Genomic DNA, 17853 nt, shown 5'->3' with positions numbered 1-17853 from the left:
GCAATGGACGTTAAAAAAAATGACTCCGGCAGCATACCGAAGTCATTTAATCGCTGTTTAATGTAGCAAATGGTCTTTTATTAAACTGTCTACTTAATAGGGTTCAGTTCAGACATGAGGAAAGTGAGCTTTTTACATGTTGTAGCGTTAAAATTATCTATAGTTCTTCTTCATCAAGTGACAGCATTTCATCGAAAGCCATTTTAATGGCCTCATAGATGAAAAGGGCGGCAATTGTATGTGGTATGACAATTCGCTCACCTAAATCATTTGGTAGAAGACCTCCGCGAATGCGTGTTGAAATGTATGTGTATGCTAAATCTGCTAATGGATTTTCAGCAGTAGGGACTTCACTAGCAACGGCCGCAAATGGAATGAAATCTTCATTTAATTTGCGCGCAAGGGCAAGAGCTTCCTCGTCAAATGCGCTACGTGTGAAGATACATACACGGTCTGCATCTTCTAATATAGTATCTGTTGTCCATGGCAATAATTTTGTGAAACGTTCTACGCTGTTCAGTGCATTTACTTCTACTGCTTGCATTTCACCAAAGCATGCAAAATAAATATTACCCGCACCAATTCCTGCTTGAGCCAACAAACGTGCAGTTTCTTCGATTGCTTCTTCTTCATTTTGTGTTATTCTTTGTAACAAACCACTCAATTGAGTTGTAAGTATTTTTGACATATTTCCACCTCACTAAATATTATATATTTGCGAAAAATATAAATCAAAAACAAAAAATATATAATATAGGGAGGTATTAAGAAACGAAAAGAGAATTATACATATAAAGGAAAATATTTAGGATAATAATTACAATAATAATTTATTACTGAGGAGATGAATAGAAGGTGAAACGACTACTAATTGTTGATGATCAGCAGGGAATTCGTTTGCTTTTGAATGAGGTGTTAAAAAAAGAGGGCTATGCTACATATTTGGCGGCCAATGGAATAGAGGCATTAAGTTTTGCTGAGGAACATGAGTTGGATTGCGTTTTACTAGACATGAAAATACCAGGAATGAATGGTATTGAAATTTTAAAACGCTTGAAAGAAAAATGGCCAGGGCTTCCTGTTTTTATGATGACGGCATATGGAGAGCTTGATATCGTACAAGAGGCGCTAAATTTAGGAGCAATTCGTTACTTTACAAAACCTTTTGATATTTTTGAAGTACGTGATGAAGTGAATAAAATTTTAAAAAGTTAAACTTGCTATTAGTTATAAACATAATATGTTATTTGAAAGACAAAAGGATGGTTTATATAGAAAAACAAACCATCCATAAAATTGATAATGTTCCCATAAAAAGAGAAAATATTGAACGGAATGTTACATTTCCCGTACATAGAACAGAGTAAGCTGAAAATACTTTTCAGAGTACTCTATTTTTGCTATGATAAAAAAGCAATTTTGTTTACAAAATAGTCCTAAGAGGAGGATTTTAGTAATGGCATTAGTATCAATGAAAGAAATGTTAATCAAGGCAAAATCAGAGGGTTATGCAGTTGGTCAATTTAACATCAATAACCTTGAATTTACACAAGCAATTTTACTTGCTGCACAGGAAGAAAATTCTCCTGTTATTTTAGGTGTATCTGAGGGCGCCGGAAAATATATGGGTGGCTTTATCTCAGTAGTACACATGGTAAAAGGATTAATCGAAAGCTATAAAATTACAGTACCTGTAGCAATTCACCTTGATCATGGTTCAAGTTTTGATAAATGTAAAGAGGCAATTGACGCTGGTTTCACATCTGTAATGATTGACGCTTCACATCATTCATTTGAAGAAAACGTGAAAATCACTTCTGAAGTTGTTGAGTATGCACATGCTAAAGGTGTTTCTGTAGAAGCAGAGCTTGGTACAGTAGGTGGCGAAGAAGATGGCGTTATCGGCGGTATTATGTACGCAGATCCAGCTGAATGTAAACAACTTGTAGAAGCAACAAATATTGACTGCTTAGCACCAGCATTAGGTTCAGTTCATGGACCGTACAAAGGTGAACCAAACTTAGGTTTCAAAGAAATGGAAGAGATTTCTAATTTAGCGGACCTACCATTAGTATTACACGGTGGTACAGGTATTCCAACAAAAGATATCCAACGTTCAATTTCTTTAGGAACAGCAAAAATTAATGTTAATACTGAAAACCAAATTGCTGCTACAAAAGCAGTTCGAGAAGTATTAGCAAAAGATACAGAAGTATATGACCCACGTAAATATTTAATTCCTGCACGTGATGCGATTAAAGCAACTGTAATTGGCAAAATGCGTGAATTCGGTAGTTCTCAAAAAGCATAATTTTCGCTTTATCATGTAGGACATGTTAAAAGTAATTTAGATGAATATTGTGTACAATAAGAGAAGTGTTGATGCTTGTAATCGACCTTCTCTTGTTTTTAAGAGAACGGACTATTAGCAGTTATTAGATGAGAAAAGTGGAGGAGGAAATATTATGAAGTTTTTTATTGATACAGCGAATTACGAGGAAATTAAAGAAGCCCATGCATGGGGGATTTTATCGGGTGTTACAACGAACCCATCTTTAGTGGCAAAAGAAGAAAATGTTTCTTTCCACGATCGTCTACGTGAAATTGCTGAGCTAGTTGACGGATCTATTAGTGGTGAAGTCATTGCTCTTGATGCAGAAGGTATGATCAAAGAAGGATTAGAACTAGCGGCAATTGCCCCAAATATTACGGTTAAATTACCAATGACACCAGCTGGCTTAACTGCTTGTAAATTCTTTTCAGAAAAAGGCATTAAAACAAACGTAACATTAATTTTTAGTGCAAACCAAGCATTGATGGCTGCTCGTGCAGGTGCTACATATGTATCTCCATTTATTGGCCGTCTAGATGATATTGGTCTAAATGGTGTGGAACTTATTGAAACAATTGCAGACATATTTACAATTCATAATATTGATACAGAAATAATCGCAGCTTCAGTTCGTCATCCTCAACATGTAACTGCGGCAGCACTTGCGGGAGCACATATTTCTACAACTCCGTTTAAAGTGTTAAAACAACTTTTCCAACATCCATTAACTGATAAAGGAATCGAAGGATTTTTAGCGGATTGGAATAAGAGAAAAAGCGAATAATAAGATTATACAGTTAAACAAATAAAGAAAAGTGCATTCACGCCCGTTAATAGCTAGTATTAGTAGTGAAGCGCTAAACGTGCGTGAATGTCTAGAAATAACGAAAAATATTATATTTTTCCAATTATAAGGGAGAACGCGAAATGGATGTTTATAAAATTACTGGCGAAAATCGTCTAAAAGGTACAATTAAAGTAAGTGGTGCAAAAAATAGTGCAGTCGCCTTAATTCCTGCATCGATTTTGGCGAGCTCTCCAGTGACAATTGGGGGAATACCGGAAATTTCTGATGCTTGGACGTTAAAAGCACTATTAGAAGAAATTGGCGGTGAAGTATCGTTTAAAAATGGAAAGATGGAAATTGACCCTTCGAATATGATCGCATTACCGTTGCCTAATGGAAATGTGAAAAAATTACGTGCTTCATATTATTTAATGGGCGCAATGCTTGGACGCTTTAAAAAGGCTGTTATCGGTTTACCAGGAGGTTGTTTCCTAGGTCCACGTCCAATTGATCAGCATATTAAAGGTTTTGAAGCACTTGGAGCCAAAATAACAAACGAGCATGGGGCGATCTATTTAAGAGCAGATGAATTAATCGGAGCGAAAATTTATTTAGACGTGGCAAGTGTCGGTGCGACGATTAATATTATGCTCGCGGCAGTACGTGCAAAAGGGCGAACAGTTATTGAAAATGCTGCGAAAGAACCTGAAATTATTGATGTTGCAACATTGTTAACAAATATGGGTGCCAATATTAAGGGTGCGGGTACGAGCGTGATTCGTATCGAGGGTGTTGATGAGTTACATGGCACGGAGCATACAATTATTCCTGATCGTATAGAAGCGGCTACATTTATGATTATGGCAGCGACTGTAGGTGATGGTATAACAATCGACAATGTTATTCCACTTCATTTAGAGGCGATTACAGCTAAGCTTCGTGAAATGGGTGTGAAAATTGAAATTGGAGAAGAAAGTATTTATATCCCAAAGACTGATTTGTCAACGTTACAATCTGTTGATGTAAAGACGTTAGTTTATCCAGGATTCCCAACGGATATTCAGCAACCACTTTCCGTTTTAATGACACAGGCATTTGGCTCTTCGAAAGTGACGGATACAATCTACACAGCGCGTTTTAAACATATCGATGAACTACGTCGTATGAATGCTAACGCCCGTGTTGAAGGTAACACAGCAATTATTACAGGACCAAATCAATTACAAGGGTCTAGAGTGACTGCAACAGACCTTCGTGCAGGTGCTGCTTTAGTACTTGCAGGACTTTTAGCAGAAGGTGTAACAGAAATCCATGATATTTATCATATTGAACGAGGTTATAGCTCACTTATTGAAAAATTACGTGATTTAGGCGCAGATATTCGACGTGAGACAATAATGGTCGGTGTTGGCGAACATAAGGAATAAAGTGTGGGTAAACGTTTGGAAATAGTTGTGTTACAATAGAGTTAATTTTAATTTTATTCAGCTGAAGTCTCCATCTCTGAGCGTTACGAGGTGAATATAGGTTTTAGCTTTTTTCAGTAAGCACTCAAACCCAGCTGAATAAGATTAAAGCCTTTGGTGGTGGTCGCAGTTTTGGGGTGTAAATACATCATTTCAAAATCTAAATGCCGAATATGCCTAGGCGAAATTGATATGTTTCGGTAATAGTGCCGATAACGGGAGGCAAAACAACAATGGAACGCAGTTTATCTATGGAAGTAGTACGTGTAACAGAGGCAGCAGCAATCGCATCCGCAAAATGGATGGGGCGTGGTCTGAAAATTGAGGCAGATGATGCAGCAACAACAGCAATGCGCGTTATGTTCGATACAATTCCAATGCATGCTACAGTAGTAATTGGTGAAGGCGAAATGGACGAAGCTCCAATGCTATATATTGGAGAAGAGCTTGGTCTTCGTAATGGTGGTCCAAGCGTAGATATCGCGGTCGATCCTTTAGAAGGTACAAATATCGTTGCAAAAGGCACGAACGGTGCAATGACTGTTCTTGCAATTGCAGATAAAGGTAATCTTTTAAATGCACCAGATATGTATATGGAGAAAATCGCGGTAGGCCCAGAAGCTGCTGGTAAAGTCGATATTAATGCATCTGTTACTTATAACTTATTACAAGTTGCAAAAGCGAAAAATAAAGATATTTCAGATGTCGTGGCTACGCTTTTAGATCGCCCACGTCACCAAGCAATTGTAGATGAAATTCGTGAGGCTGGCGCTCGTATTAAATTTATTCAAGACGGCGATGTTGGTGCTGCCATAAATACAGCATTTGATGAAACAGGTATTGATATTATGTTCGGCATAGGTGGTGCACCAGAAGGCGTTATTTCTGCTGTTGCGTTAAAATGCCTAGGTGGAGATTTCCAAGCAAAGCTAGTACCTGAAGATGAAGAACAATTAGAACGTTGTAAAAAAATGGGCATTGATGTAGATAAAGTACTTTATCTAGATGATCTTGTTAAAGGTGATGATGCAATTTTTGCTGCAACTGCTGTGACAGATTGTGAACTTTTAAAGGGTGTTCAATATAAAGGTGCTTATGCATTAACTCATTCAGTTGTTATGCGTGCAAAATCTGGTACTGTTCGTTTTGTCGAAGGTCGTCATGCGCTAGAGAAAAAGCCTAGCTATTGAAAATAACTTCTACATACTAGTGTGAAAACCTCCAATTCACGTTATAGATTTTAAAAGAAGTGATGGAGGATGCTAGTTTAAATACGTCGCATCCCTGCGACAACAGTTAATTAAGCTGTAACATGCGATCCCAAGCGCAATTTAAAATCTGGGCGTAATGACGCCGAGGAGTAATTAATCCAAAAAAAGTACCTAGTACATTTTTATGTGCTAGGTACCTTCTTCTAAAATAATTCTTCTATTATCTAAACTTCAACGATTATCCCAATTTGAACATATTAATAACATTTAAAAAAAGACTGGAGCTGTGTCTATGTCAACTTTGACAATCTCGCAATTAGAGAATATGACGCTAAAGGAGCTATATGCCCTTGCACGCCAATATAAAATTTCTTACTATAGCAAGTTAACAAAAAAAGAATTGATTTTTTCAATTTTAAAAACGCGTTCAGAGCAAGAAGGTTTCTTCTTTATGGAAGGTGTACTGGAAATTGTCTCTCAAGAAGGTTTTGGTTTCCTTCGCCCGATTAATTATTCACCAAGTAAAGAAGATATTTATATTTCTGCATCCCAAATCCGCAGATTTGATTTGCGTAATGGGGATAAAGTTTCTGGAAAAGTACGTCCACCGAAAGAAAATGAGCGTTATTACGGGTTATTACAAGTAGATGCGGTAAATGGGGAAGATCCAGAAGTTGCGAAAGAACGTGTACATTTCCCAGCGTTGACACCTCTTTATCCTGACCGTCAAATTAAATTGGAAACAACACAAAGCAATATTTCCACTCGTATTATGGATTTAGTGGCACCAGTTGGTTTTGGCCAACGTGGTTTAATCGTAGCGCCACCAAAAGCCGGGAAAACGTCATTATTAAAAGAAATTGCCAATGCCATTACGACAAATTATCCAGATGCAGAGTTAATTGTATTATTAATTGATGAGCGTCCTGAGGAAGTGACGGATATTGAGCGTTCTGTAAAAGCTGATGTTGTGAGCTCGACGTTTGATGAAGTACCAGAAAACCATGTGAAAGTTGCTGAAATTGTATTAGAGCGTGCACGTCGTTTAGTTGAACATAAGCGTGATGTCATTATTTTAATGGACTCTATCACACGTCTCGCTCGTGCTTATAACTTAGTCATTCCACCGAGTGGTCGTACATTATCGGGTGGTATTGACCCGGCAGCATTCCATCGTCCAAAGCGTTTCTTTGGATCTGCGCGTAATATCGAAGAAGGCGGCAGTTTAACAATTTTAGCTACAGCATTAGTCGATACGGGTTCACGTATGGATGAAGTTATCTATGAGGAATTTAAAGGAACAGGTAATCTAGAGTTACATTTAGATCGTCAATTAGCAGAGCGCCGTATATTCCCAGCGCTTGATATTCGTCGATCAGGTACACGAAAAGAAGAATTACTTCTTGAACCAGAGCAGTTAGAAAAATTATGGGCAATTCGTAAAACATTCTCGGATTCATCTGATTTTGCAGAACGCTTCTTAAGAAAATTACGTACAACAAAATCAAACGATGAATTTTTTGAGAAATTAAATGAAGATATGAAAAAAGCTACAAAGGGAAAAGGATTGTTGTAATAATATAAGGCGTCCTCTTGATTTTTAATATGTAAGTTAATGAAAGAGCTAAAAATCGATTTTATTGTTGCAAATAATACATTCAATATGTTAGTATATCTAATGTATGTAACGTGTACATATGTAGCCGACATATTCGGGCTATGTAAGGTACAGTTCGAAAAATACTCTGTTCCAGATGGTTCAGGGCGAGAGGAGAAATCGAATATGAAACAAGGAATTCACCCAGATTACAAAGAAGCAACAGTAACTTGCTCTTGTGGTAATACTTTCAAGACTGGCTCAGTGAAAGAAAGCATCGTTGTCGAGTTCTGCAACGAATGTCACCCATTCTACACTGGTCGTCAAAAATTCGCGTCTGCTGACGGACGTGTTGATCGTTTCAACAAAAAATACGGTCTTAAAAACGAACAATAATAGTTTAATACCTGCCAAGCATGTGCTTGGCAGGTATTTTTTTCAGTGTATAAGTAATTAAGCGGTCATTTTGGGATGTTTTTATAGGAATATCCACCACTTATCATGACCCCACAGCATGATGCGAGGAAAGGGAGATTACAGAATGGCACAGTTATATTTTAAACATGGAGCAATGAATAGTGGAAAATCGATTGAGATTTTAAAAGTTGCCCATAACTATGAAGAACAGAAAAAACCAGTAATGATATTTACATCAGGGTTAGATACACGTGACGAAGTTGGTTATGTTTCAAGTCGTGTTGGTTTGCGACAACAGGCAATCCCTGTTTATGAAGATACAGATATTTTTGAGCTTGTAAAAAATAATGCCGAAAAGCCATATTGCGTACTCGTCGATGAAGTACAATTTTTGAAAAAAGCGCATGTGCTGCAGTTAGCGAATATCGTGGACGAATTAGATATTCCAGTGATGGGCTTTGGCTTAAAAAATGACTTCCAAAATGAACTTTTCGAAGGTAGTCAGTATATGTTGACATATGCTGATAAAATTGAAGAAATGAAAACCATCTGCTGGTTCTGTCACAAAAAGGCGACGATGAATTTACGTGTGGATGAAAGTGGAAAACCTGTGTATACAGGTGACCAAATTAAAATCGGTGGTAATGATTCTTACTATCCAGTTTGTCGCAAGTGTCATGCACACCCTTCGTTATAAGAAAAAGTAGCACAGATACAAAAATTTTCTTATACTAGTGTAAGGAAATGCTGAAAATTATTATATTTAGATAATTAAAATCATAGAGGTGAAGGCCATGTTTGATCGACTGCAAGCAGTAGATGATCGTTATGAAAGACTAAACGAGCTTTTAAGTGATCCAGACATCGTGAATGATAGCAAAAAATTACGCGATTATTCAAAAGAACAGTCTGATATTCAAGAAACGGTAGATACTTACCGTGAATATAAAGAGGTAAAAGCGCAATTAGCTGATGCGCGTGAAATGTTAGACAATGAAAAAGATCCTGACATGCACGAAATGGTGAAGGAAGAATTCAATAGCTTAAAGGAGCAACAAGAAGAGCTTGAGGAACGACTTCGTATACTATTAATCCCTAAAGATCCGAATGATAATAAAAACGTTATTATGGAAATTCGCGGTGCTGCCGGTGGGGATGAGGCAAACATTTTTGCTGGAGACTTATTCCGTATGTATTCACGTTATGCTGAAACTCAAAACTGGAAAATTGACTTGATGGAAGCAACACCAAATGCAATGGGTGGCTTTAAAGAAGTAATTTTCATGATTAACGGACAAGGTGCTTACTCAAAATTTAAATACGAGAATGGTGCTCACCGTGTACAACGTGTGCCAGCAACGGAATCGCAAGGTCGTATCCATACATCAACAGCTACAGTAGCGTGTCTACCAGAAGTTGAAGAAGTAGACGTTGAAATTCATGAAAAAGATATTCGTGTCGATACATTTGCATCATCTGGTGCTGGTGGACAATCGGTAAATACAACGATGTCAGCTGTTCGTATGACCCATTTACCTACAGGTGTGGTTGTATCTATGCAGGATGAGCGTTCACAAATTAAAAACCGTGAAAAAGCAATGAAAATTCTACGTGCACGTGTAGCGGATATGTATATGCGCGAAGCACAAAATGAAATTGATGCAGTACGTAAATCAGCGGTTGGTACAGGAGATCGTTCTGAACGCATTCGCACATACAACTATCCACAAAATCGCGTTACTGATCACCGCATTGGTTTAACGATTCAAAAATTAGACCAGATTGTAGAAGGTAAACTTGACGAAATTATTGATGCACTTATGTTAGAGGAGCAAGCGTCGAAGCTTGAACGATTGAATGAAGATGCATAAGCAAGTATCTGAGGCCCTTAATTGGGCTTCTTCTTTTTTGGTGGATAAAGGTCTTGAGGAAACAGCAGCACGTATTGTGATGCAATATGTACTTGGTACAAGTTATTCGGGTGTAATAATGCATATGTATGATGAGTTAACAGCTGATCAATCTGAGAAGTTTGTTGCGCTAATTGAGGAACATGCAGGGGGGCGTCCGGTACAGTATTGTATCGGTAGCGAAGAATTTTATGGACGTACGTTTATTGTTGATGAATCGGTGTTAATTCCGCGCCCTGAGACTGAGGAACTAGTACTTGGTACAATAAATCGTATAAATAATTTGTTTGGTGAGCAGCAATTGAAGCTTGCTGATATTGGTACTGGCAGTGGTGCGATTGCTATTTCCATGAAACTTGAATGCCCGACACTTGCAGTAGTAGCTACTGACATATCAGAATCAGCGTTAGAAACTGCAAAGAAAAATGCGCAAATGTTAGACGCTACTGTTGACTTTCGACTAGGAGATTTAGCTGCACCGCTTGCTGGTGAAAAGTTTGATATTGTGTTGTCTAATCCGCCGTATATTGCATTTGATGAAGCAAAGGAAATATCTAGTGTTGTACTTGGACATGAACCACATAGTGCGCTTTTTGCAGAGGAGGACGGCCTGATTTTATATCGAAAATTAGCTGAGCAGTTACCAGTCCTAATGAATAAGCCTGGGCTTATTGGTCTAGAAATCGGTTATACACAAGGAACGGCGGTAGCAAATTTTTTCAAAGACAGTTTTCCACAAGCTATCGTAACTGTGGAAAAAGATATTAATGGAAAACCTCGAATGGTTTTTTGTGAAATTCATGAATAGAAAATCTCTTTCTTGACGACAATGTCGAGCAAGGAGGGATTTTTTATGTTAAATGAATATGAGATTGTTAGATTTCCAAAAACAAATATTTTTCTAGCGTTTGTAAAACTAGTGTTGTTGGCGTTAGTGTTACATCTGTGCATATTATATATTCCAGAGTTAGTAGGTTTAGCAAAGGAAACTAGTAATAGTGAACAAGAAAGTGATTTTCGTATTCGAGTTATTGCAAACAGCAATACAGCTGCCGATCAATTGGAAAAAGAGCAGTTAGTAGATGATTTAAAACCATACTTTCTTCAAGTAGCTAATGTGCAAGCTGTGGATAATGAGCAATTAAAGTTGTTAGAACAGAAAATTGATGCAAAAATAAAGGAGAATTATCCACAATTATATACACAGGTTACAATTGGGGATAACTTATTTCCACCTAAGCGTCAAAATGCAAACTTCTATCCACAAAATGTCTATCGATCTATCGTTGTCAAAATTGGGGATGGACGTGGGGATAACTGGTGGTGCAGCATTTTCCCTTCAGTTTGTGAGCCTGAAAAAGAAAAAGAAGAAGAAAAGGAAGAGCCAGTTACCTTTTTTATATGGGAATGGATTAAAGGATTTTTTGATTGAGTTATCTACAAATGCAAAAAACTTATACACAATTTTCTGAAAGTTATTAACAATATGTGAGTAAGTCGATAAAAACGAAGTATAGAGAGGAGGGTTATCATGAAAACGATTCGTAAAGTTGTGGATAGTAATGTGAATAGTCAGTCAAATTATACACAAGCTGTGGATATCTTAAATGCAGGAGAGGTTGTCGCTTTTCCCACGGAAACTGTCTATGGTTTAGGTGCTATTGCAACAGATGATGAAGCGGTAAAAAAAATCTTTGAAGCAAAAGGTCGACCTTCAGATAATCCACTTATTGTTCACATTGGTACAAAAGAAGAAGTAGAGCTTTATATTGAAGAGATCCCGGAAGTTGCAAAAAAATGTATGGAATTATTCTGGCCAGGTCCATTAACGCTGGTGATGAATGCAAAACCAAATATTTTGGCCAAAAGTGTAACAGCCGGATTACATACAGTAGGAATTCGTATGCCAGATCATCCAGTTGCTCTCCAGTTGCTACAACAATTAAAAAAACCACTTGCTGCTCCGAGTGCAAATCGTAGTGGGAAGCCAAGCCCTACTGAGGCGATTCATGTAGAGGAAGATTTGCAGGGGCATATTCCATATATTTTAGACGGCGGTTCAACAGGTATCGGTTTTGAATCGACAGTATTAGATGTAACGCATGAACCTCCTGTGATTTTGCGTCCAGGTGGTATTACGAAGGAAATGTTAGAAGTGGCAATTGGACCAGTTATACAGCCGACAAAGGTCGAACAAAACATGGCATCAACACCAAAAGCACCTGGTATGAAATATACACATTATGCACCAGATGCACCTGTATATTTAATTGATTGCAATGAGAAAATAGCTTCCGAAGCTATCCAAAAGTTACGTACTGAAGGTCAAAAGGTTGCACTTTTAGCACCAAATAATTTTGCAAATATCAATGCGGATTATTTCTTTTCAATTGGAGAAGAAGGTGTCAAAGAAGAGATGGGTGCAACACTGTATCATGCATTACGAGCTTGTGATAAAACAGAGGCAACAATTATTTTAGCAACGACAACATCAGATGATGGTGTGGGTGCAGCAATTATGAATAGACTGGAAAAGGCTGCTGCAGGCCAATGGTATACCTTATAAAACTAGCTTATTTCACATGTGTGAAATTAAGCTAGTTTTTTCTTTGTAAAGGGTTAGAAATAGTGATATCAAAATATTCGTGCGTATTAGACTATATGGCGCTTGTCTTATGCGAACGTAATTATCTTTATAAGATAATTTTGTCGGGGTTTAACTGTTATACAAAAGGTTATTTAGGACCGAAAGTAGGATAATCGTGAATTACTGAGCATAAAATGATAAAATATTAGGGAGTGAAGGGGTGCGTTATTGCAGGGGATTCTTGCAGGTATTTTAACATCTGTTGATGTAATAGGGCTATACGTATTATTACCGACTGTAAGATATCGTTTATTATTGTCAGTGTGGACAGCTTCACTACATATGCTTTTCCCGCTGTTAGGATTTGAATTAGGCAATTACATCGTTCGTTTCCTACTGGACTGGGGACAATGGATTTCTAGTATTTTATTATTTTGTATTGGCTTACAATTACTATTGTTTTCAAATAATAATGAGAAAAGAACGATTTCTCCTATTTTATTAGCTGTTACTGCAAGCCTAGATACCTTTTCAGTAAGTGTTTCTTTTGGTATGCTAAATCTAGAGAAAACGATATTTATTATGAGTGCTGGTGTGAGTGCATTTATATGTTCATATATTGCATTAACGATTGCGAGAAAAAATGAGCATTTTTTAGGTGCAAACCTACAAATAATTGCTGGGATCGTATTTATTATTATGAGTATTTTTGCCGTGAAATAACAACAATTGAACTAGGAGGGTGATGAGTGTGAATATACTTTTTGTTTGTACTGGCAATACTTGTCGCAGTCCGATGGCAGCAGCGATTTTACATGATAAACAGCTGAAAACTGTTAATGTACGCTCGGCAGGTATTTATGCAATTCCGTATACAGAAATGTCCGAATATGCAAAGCAATTATTAGATGAAGCAAATATCAGACATCAACATTATGCAACACAATTATCTAGTGAGGAAATTGAATGGGCGGATTTAATATTAACGATGACAACTGCCCATCGAGATAGTATTTATGCGAATTTTCCGGTAGTTGAGCAAAAAATATTTACGTTAAAAGAATATGTCTCTACTAATGGATCACAAGATGTTAGCGACCCATATGGAGGCAATAAAATGATTTATGAAGTAACGTTCCAAGAGTTAAGGGGGTTAATCGATAGGTTGGTCAAAAAAATAGAAGGGAATTGATGCATTATATGAAAAAACAATTTGGCTTAAGAATTAAACTAGTATTATTTGTTAGTATACTAGCCCTAATAACATATTCAGTTAGTTTTGTTTTCATTGAATTTATACAACCTACCTTTTTTCCAGAGGTTAATCGTAAAACATTTGAAATAATAACTTACCTTCTTGGGATTATTTGGTCTGGAATTTTAGCTGCCGTTTTCAGTGTTGTTTTAGTAAAGCCATTGGAGCAACTTGAGCATAGCGCTTCAAGAGTAGCTGAAGGGAAAATAGGAAAAGATGTAACGATGCCTAATACACACGATGAAATACGCTTAGTTGCCGAAGCATTTCAACAAATGATCTTGAATTTACGTCAAATGATTGAAAGCATCGACCACAATTTCCAAGAAACCAATCAATCTATTATTCATTTGTCAGATGAAACAGCTGTTGCCTCTAAAAAAGCAGAAGGTATTGCACGAACGGTCAAGCATATATCATCAGGTGCAGAGGCTTCTGCCATTGCAATACAAGATACAGCAGAGGCTATTGAAGATGTGAGAGAACTTGCTACGGAAGTAAATACAAGAGCAGTACAATCAGCTACACAGACGAAAGAAATTTTACGAAATTTGACGACGACAACAAATGCAATTGAGACATTGGTTAATAGCATCCGACAAATTGCAGTTGGCAATAATGAAGCATTAAAAAGTATTCATACATTAGAAGAAAATGCAGGACAAGTTGAAAAAATTATTAGCTTAGTTGGAGATATCGCGGCACAAACAAATCTACTCGCGCTCAATGCATCCATTGAAGCTGCCCGTGCAGGCGATCATGGGAAGGGATTTGCGGTTGTAGCAGAAGAAGTGAGAGGATTAGCTGATGAAAGTGCCAAGGCAGTACAAGGTATTACAACGTTAATTCAATCTATGCAACAAAACGTTGAAACCGTCGTGAAGCAAATGAATCATCAGGTGGCATTTGCTACAAAAGAAGCTGAACGTGTATCAGAAACGACTTCAGCTGTTGAAAATATGTCTTCAAGTGTCCAAGAAATGGCTACATCTGTAGTGGAAATCTCTACGTTAATTGAAAAACAAATGTTCAATATTGAAACGACAGCTCGCCAATCACAAGAGGTCGCGGCAATTGCTGAGGAGACATCTGCTGGAGCACAAGAAGTTCGTAGTGCTGCAGAGGAACAAGCTTTTTCAATAGAACAGGTCGAAAAGCTAGCGCATGGTTTGAAAAAGCAGTCTGAAGAGTTATATAAAGTAATCCAGCGATTTGACCGTGAAAGTTAACTTCGTATCGAATTCACTAGAATGATTAGTGAATTCGATTTTTTTTGTTATGAAAACCATAGATTTTTTTCCTGTGGATAATTTAGATATTGTCATCTAGATAAGAGTGGCTTGAAGCTCACACGATTTGAGTTATTTAGGCAACAGGGCTGTCCTAAAGGATAAGATAGTATGCTGTTTTTTAATATATAGATATAGGTGAAAATATGCGTAGACACACGCGGAAAGTGAATTGGTTTTTCTATATAAAAAGTCAATTGTTTTGCTTAAAGAGACTTATTGGCTGTCCGCGTTTTGATAATCAGGTGTGAATGAGCGTTTTAACTCATTTGTTTTTAGTAAATACATTAATTAAAGCAAAAAAACAAGAAAATATAATTGGTGAAATATTGAAGTGTAAATATAAAATACGAATTTATCTACAGAATATCTGCATTATCTATAGAATATTCTGCAATAAATGAACGATTTTAAAATTTTGGACAAGGAATGTTCGTATTTCGGGAAAATTTAGTATGAAAAATGAAAGAAAAGTCGTGTTATTATTTAAGAAGAAGTGGTAAACTAAGAATGACTATAATTCGAAATGAGGGAACCCAGTGAGAGTAGCAATTTCATCTGATCACGGAGGCAACAACTTACGTCGAGAGATTATGCAACTGTTAGAAGAGCTAAACATTAGTTATGAAGACTTTGGTCCACAATCTGATGATTCTGTAGACTATCCTGATTATGCAAAGCCAGTTGCTGAAGGTGTTGCAAGCGGGGAATTTGATAAGGGTATTTTAATTTGTGGAACAGGGATTGGTATTTCTATCGCTGCAAACAAAATTAAGGGTATTCGTTGTGCATTAGTTCATGATTTATTTAGTGCAAAGGCAACTCGTTGCCATAATGATTCAAACGTTTTAGCGATGGGTGAGCGTGTTATTGGTCCAGGCCTTGCGCGTGAAATCGCACAAACTTGGCTTCAAACTGATTTTGAAGGCGGGCGCCATACACGCCGTGTTGAAAAAATCGCTGAACTAGAACAGTAAAAAAGAACATTCGCGCCCTCTTAGTTTATGGCGCGAATGTCTACTATAAATGTAAAATAAGGAGCTGAGCTTAGTGGTTGTACAACAGATACAAACGCAATTGACTCAGTTACTCAGTGAATTCGAAGAGCAGGTAATTTTACGACCAAATACTATTTTTGTCGTAGGATGCTCTACATCTGAAGTGATTGGTCAGAAAATTGGCACAGCGGGCGCGCTTGAAACTGCACAAGCTATCTTCGAACCGTTACATACTTTTGCAAAGAAACATCAGCTATATTTAGCGTTTCAAGGGTGTGAGCACATTAATCGTGCGATTACGATGGAGGCAGATGCGGCGCAACATTGCGGTTATGAACCCGTTGCAGTCGTACCAGTACGCACAGCAGGTGGTTCTATGTCAGCATATGCATATACACAATTTTCAAACCCTGTTGTTGTAGAAGAGGTGCGTGCTCATGCGGGCATTGATATTGGTCAAACATTAATTGGTATGCATTTAAAAGCGGTGGCTGTTCCTATTCGTACATCCGTACGCATTATTGGAGAAGCAGTGGTCACAATTGCAACAACACGTCCAAAACTAATCGGTGGAGAACGTGCAATATATAAGTAAGAAACTTCTATATTTATGAGAAGTAAATTTAAATAATCATTTACTTAGGGGGATTTTTCAATCATGTCATTCGAGAAATTAGCAGTACAAGACAAAGCAGTATTAGATGGAATTTTAGCAGAGAAAAAACGTCAACAAGCAAATATCGAGTTAATCGCATCTGAAAACTTTGTTTCTGAAGCAGTAATGGAAGCACAAGGGTCTGTTCTTACAAACAAATATGCAGAAGGTTACCCAGGTAAACGTTACTATGGTGGCTGTGAGCATGTAGATGTTGTAGAAGATATCGCACGTGATCGCGTAAAAGAAATTTTTGGTGCAGAATACGCAAATGTACAACCTCACTCAGGTGCACAAGCAAACATGGCTGTATACCACACAATTTTAGAGCCAGGTGACACAGTACTTGGTATGAACCTTTCTCATGGTGGTCACTTAACACACGGTTCGCCTGTTAACTTCTCAGGTATTCTTTACAACTTCGTAGAATATGGTGTAACAAAAGATACACACGTAATCGATTATGAAGATGTTCGTCAAAAAGCTTTAGAACATAAACCAAAATTAATCGTTGCGGGTGCATCTGCATACCCACGTGCAATCGACTTTGCTAAATTCCGCGAAATTGCCGATGAAGTAGGTGCGTACTTCATGGTAGATATGGCACACATCGCAGGTTTAGTTGCTGCTGGCGAACACCAATCTCCAGTACCATACGCTGATTTTGTAACTTCAACTACTCATAAAACATTACGTGGTCCACGTGGTGGTCTAATTCTTGCTTCGAAAGAATGGGAGCAAAAATTAAATAAATCTGTATTCCCTGGTATTCAAGGTGGTCCATTAATGCACGTAATCGCTGCAAAAGCTGTAGCATTTGGTGAAGCATTACAACCTGAATTCAAAGAATACGCAAAACAAATTAAAGCAAATGCAAAAGTTCTAGCAGATACATTAATTGCTGAAGGCGTTGAAATCGTTTCTGGTGGAACTGATAACCACTTAGTATTAGTGAACGCTAAATCTCTAGGTTTAACTGGTAAAGTTGCAGAGCATGCACTAGATGCGGTAGGGATTACAACAAATAAAAACACGATTCCTTACGATACAGAATCACCATTCGTAACAAGTGGTATCCGTATTGGTACTCCTGCAGTTACTTCTCGTGGATTTAAAGAAGAAGACATGAAGGAAGTCGGCGAAATTATTGCATCTGTACTGAAAAACCCTGAAGATGAAGCAGTGAAAAAAGATGCAATTGAACGCGTAAAAGCTTTAACTGATAAACACCCATTATACGCATAATTTTATAGATTTTAAAAGATACTTCTGATAACGGTCAGAAGTATCTTTTTTTCTATAAGATTAAGTAATTTCTGCCTAGAAAGTAGAAAGCTGTTGAGCGTACT

Annotated in this window: 19 protein-coding genes; 18 read left to right on the top strand and 1 reads right to left on the bottom strand. The window is 37.4% G+C overall.

Annotation, left to right across the window (positions count from 1 at the left end; genetic code table 11):
- Nucleotides 1–157 precede the first annotated feature (157 nt).
- Nucleotides 158–688 carry a DUF2529 family protein gene (locus tag ACIQZG_RS12695; protein ID WP_402755555.1) on the bottom strand — a complete coding sequence of 177 codons (531 nt, stop codon included), beginning with the start codon at nucleotides 686–688 and terminating at the stop codon, nucleotides 158–160.
- A 167-nt stretch (nucleotides 689–855) separates the two neighbouring features.
- Between ACIQZG_RS12695 and ACIQZG_RS12690 the strand changes: the two genes are divergently transcribed.
- From ACIQZG_RS12690 to ACIQZG_RS12605, 18 genes are all read left to right on the top strand, one after another.
- Nucleotides 856–1215, top strand: a complete 360-nt coding sequence (locus ACIQZG_RS12690; RefSeq protein WP_402755554.1) for a response regulator — start codon at nucleotides 856–858, stop codon at nucleotides 1213–1215.
- A 241-nt stretch (nucleotides 1216–1456) separates the two neighbouring features.
- Entirely contained in the window at nucleotides 1457–2311 is an 855-nt protein-coding gene (locus ACIQZG_RS12685; protein ID WP_402755553.1) for a class II fructose-bisphosphate aldolase, read from the top strand.
- 154 nt (nucleotides 2312–2465) lie between these two features.
- Complete coding sequence (gene fsa, locus ACIQZG_RS12680; RefSeq protein ID WP_402755552.1) at nucleotides 2466–3116, top strand: fructose-6-phosphate aldolase; 651 nt, start codon at nucleotides 2466–2468, stop codon at nucleotides 3114–3116.
- Nucleotides 3117–3259: 143 nt separating this feature from the next.
- Nucleotides 3260–4546 carry a UDP-N-acetylglucosamine 1-carboxyvinyltransferase gene (locus ACIQZG_RS12675; RefSeq protein ID WP_402755551.1) on the top strand — a complete coding sequence of 429 codons (1287 nt, stop codon included), beginning with the start codon at nucleotides 3260–3262 and terminating at the stop codon, nucleotides 4544–4546.
- 272 nt (nucleotides 4547–4818) lie between these two features.
- Nucleotides 4819–5775, top strand: a complete 957-nt coding sequence (glpX, locus tag ACIQZG_RS12670; RefSeq protein ID WP_402755550.1) for a class II fructose-bisphosphatase — start codon at nucleotides 4819–4821, stop codon at nucleotides 5773–5775.
- Nucleotides 5776–6088: 313 nt separating this feature from the next.
- Entirely contained in the window at nucleotides 6089–7372 is a 1284-nt protein-coding gene (gene rho, locus ACIQZG_RS12665; RefSeq protein ID WP_402755549.1) for a transcription termination factor Rho, read from the top strand.
- Nucleotides 7373–7579: 207 nt separating this feature from the next.
- Nucleotides 7580–7789 (top strand): 50S ribosomal protein L31, encoded by a 210-nt coding sequence (gene rpmE, locus ACIQZG_RS12660; RefSeq protein WP_402755556.1) that lies wholly within the window; start codon nucleotides 7580–7582, stop codon nucleotides 7787–7789.
- 145 nt (nucleotides 7790–7934) lie between these two features.
- Nucleotides 7935–8507 carry a thymidine kinase gene (locus ACIQZG_RS12655; RefSeq protein WP_402755548.1) on the top strand — a complete coding sequence of 191 codons (573 nt, stop codon included), beginning with the start codon at nucleotides 7935–7937 and terminating at the stop codon, nucleotides 8505–8507.
- Nucleotides 8508–8604: 97 nt separating this feature from the next.
- Nucleotides 8605–9681: a peptide chain release factor 1 gene (prfA, locus tag ACIQZG_RS12650; protein ID WP_402755547.1), complete on the top strand. Its 1077-nt coding sequence runs from the start codon at nucleotides 8605–8607 to the stop codon at nucleotides 9679–9681.
- On the top strand, nucleotides 9668–10528 hold the full coding sequence (prmC, locus tag ACIQZG_RS12645; RefSeq protein ID WP_402755546.1) for a peptide chain release factor N(5)-glutamine methyltransferase: 861 nt from the start codon (nucleotides 9668–9670) through the stop codon (nucleotides 10526–10528). The genes prfA and prmC overlap by 14 nt, the downstream gene beginning before the upstream one ends.
- A gap of 45 nt (nucleotides 10529–10573) precedes the next feature.
- On the top strand, nucleotides 10574–11152 hold the full coding sequence (locus ACIQZG_RS12640; protein ID WP_402755545.1) for a stage II sporulation protein R: 579 nt from the start codon (nucleotides 10574–10576) through the stop codon (nucleotides 11150–11152).
- A 99-nt stretch (nucleotides 11153–11251) separates the two neighbouring features.
- Nucleotides 11252–12286: an L-threonylcarbamoyladenylate synthase gene (locus tag ACIQZG_RS12635; RefSeq protein ID WP_402755544.1), complete on the top strand. Its 1035-nt coding sequence runs from the start codon at nucleotides 11252–11254 to the stop codon at nucleotides 12284–12286.
- Nucleotides 12287–12535: 249 nt separating this feature from the next.
- A complete protein-coding gene (locus tag ACIQZG_RS12630; RefSeq protein WP_402755543.1) occupies nucleotides 12536–13030 on the top strand; it encodes a manganese efflux pump MntP in 495 nt (164 codons plus the stop codon).
- A 22-nt stretch (nucleotides 13031–13052) separates the two neighbouring features.
- Nucleotides 13053–13499 (top strand): low molecular weight protein arginine phosphatase, encoded by a 447-nt coding sequence (locus ACIQZG_RS12625; RefSeq protein ID WP_402755542.1) that lies wholly within the window; start codon nucleotides 13053–13055, stop codon nucleotides 13497–13499.
- Between the two features lie 8 nt (nucleotides 13500–13507).
- Nucleotides 13508–14791, top strand: coding sequence for a methyl-accepting chemotaxis protein (locus ACIQZG_RS12620; protein WP_402755541.1), 1284 nt, complete (start codon nucleotides 13508–13510; stop codon nucleotides 14789–14791).
- A gap of 599 nt (nucleotides 14792–15390) precedes the next feature.
- Nucleotides 15391–15828, top strand: coding sequence for a ribose 5-phosphate isomerase B (gene rpiB / locus ACIQZG_RS12615; protein WP_402755540.1), 438 nt, complete (start codon nucleotides 15391–15393; stop codon nucleotides 15826–15828).
- Between the two features lie 73 nt (nucleotides 15829–15901).
- Nucleotides 15902–16444 carry a TIGR01440 family protein gene (locus ACIQZG_RS12610; RefSeq protein WP_402755539.1) on the top strand — a complete coding sequence of 181 codons (543 nt, stop codon included), beginning with the start codon at nucleotides 15902–15904 and terminating at the stop codon, nucleotides 16442–16444.
- Nucleotides 16445–16507: 63 nt separating this feature from the next.
- The gene (locus tag ACIQZG_RS12605) at nucleotides 16508–17749 is read left to right on the top strand and encodes a serine hydroxymethyltransferase (protein WP_402755538.1); all 1242 of its coding nucleotides are present in this window, start codon (nucleotides 16508–16510) and stop codon (nucleotides 17747–17749) included.
- The last annotated feature ends 104 nt before the right edge of the window (nucleotides 17750–17853 follow it).

Origin of the sequence: Lysinibacillus sp. NPDC096418, assembly GCF_044762775.1 — a bacterium.
Taxonomy (GTDB): domain Bacteria; phylum Bacillota; class Bacilli; order Bacillales_A; family Planococcaceae; genus Lysinibacillus.
The sequence above is the reverse complement of the archived record's forward strand: the minus strand, read 5'-3'. Positions and strand labels throughout refer to the sequence as shown.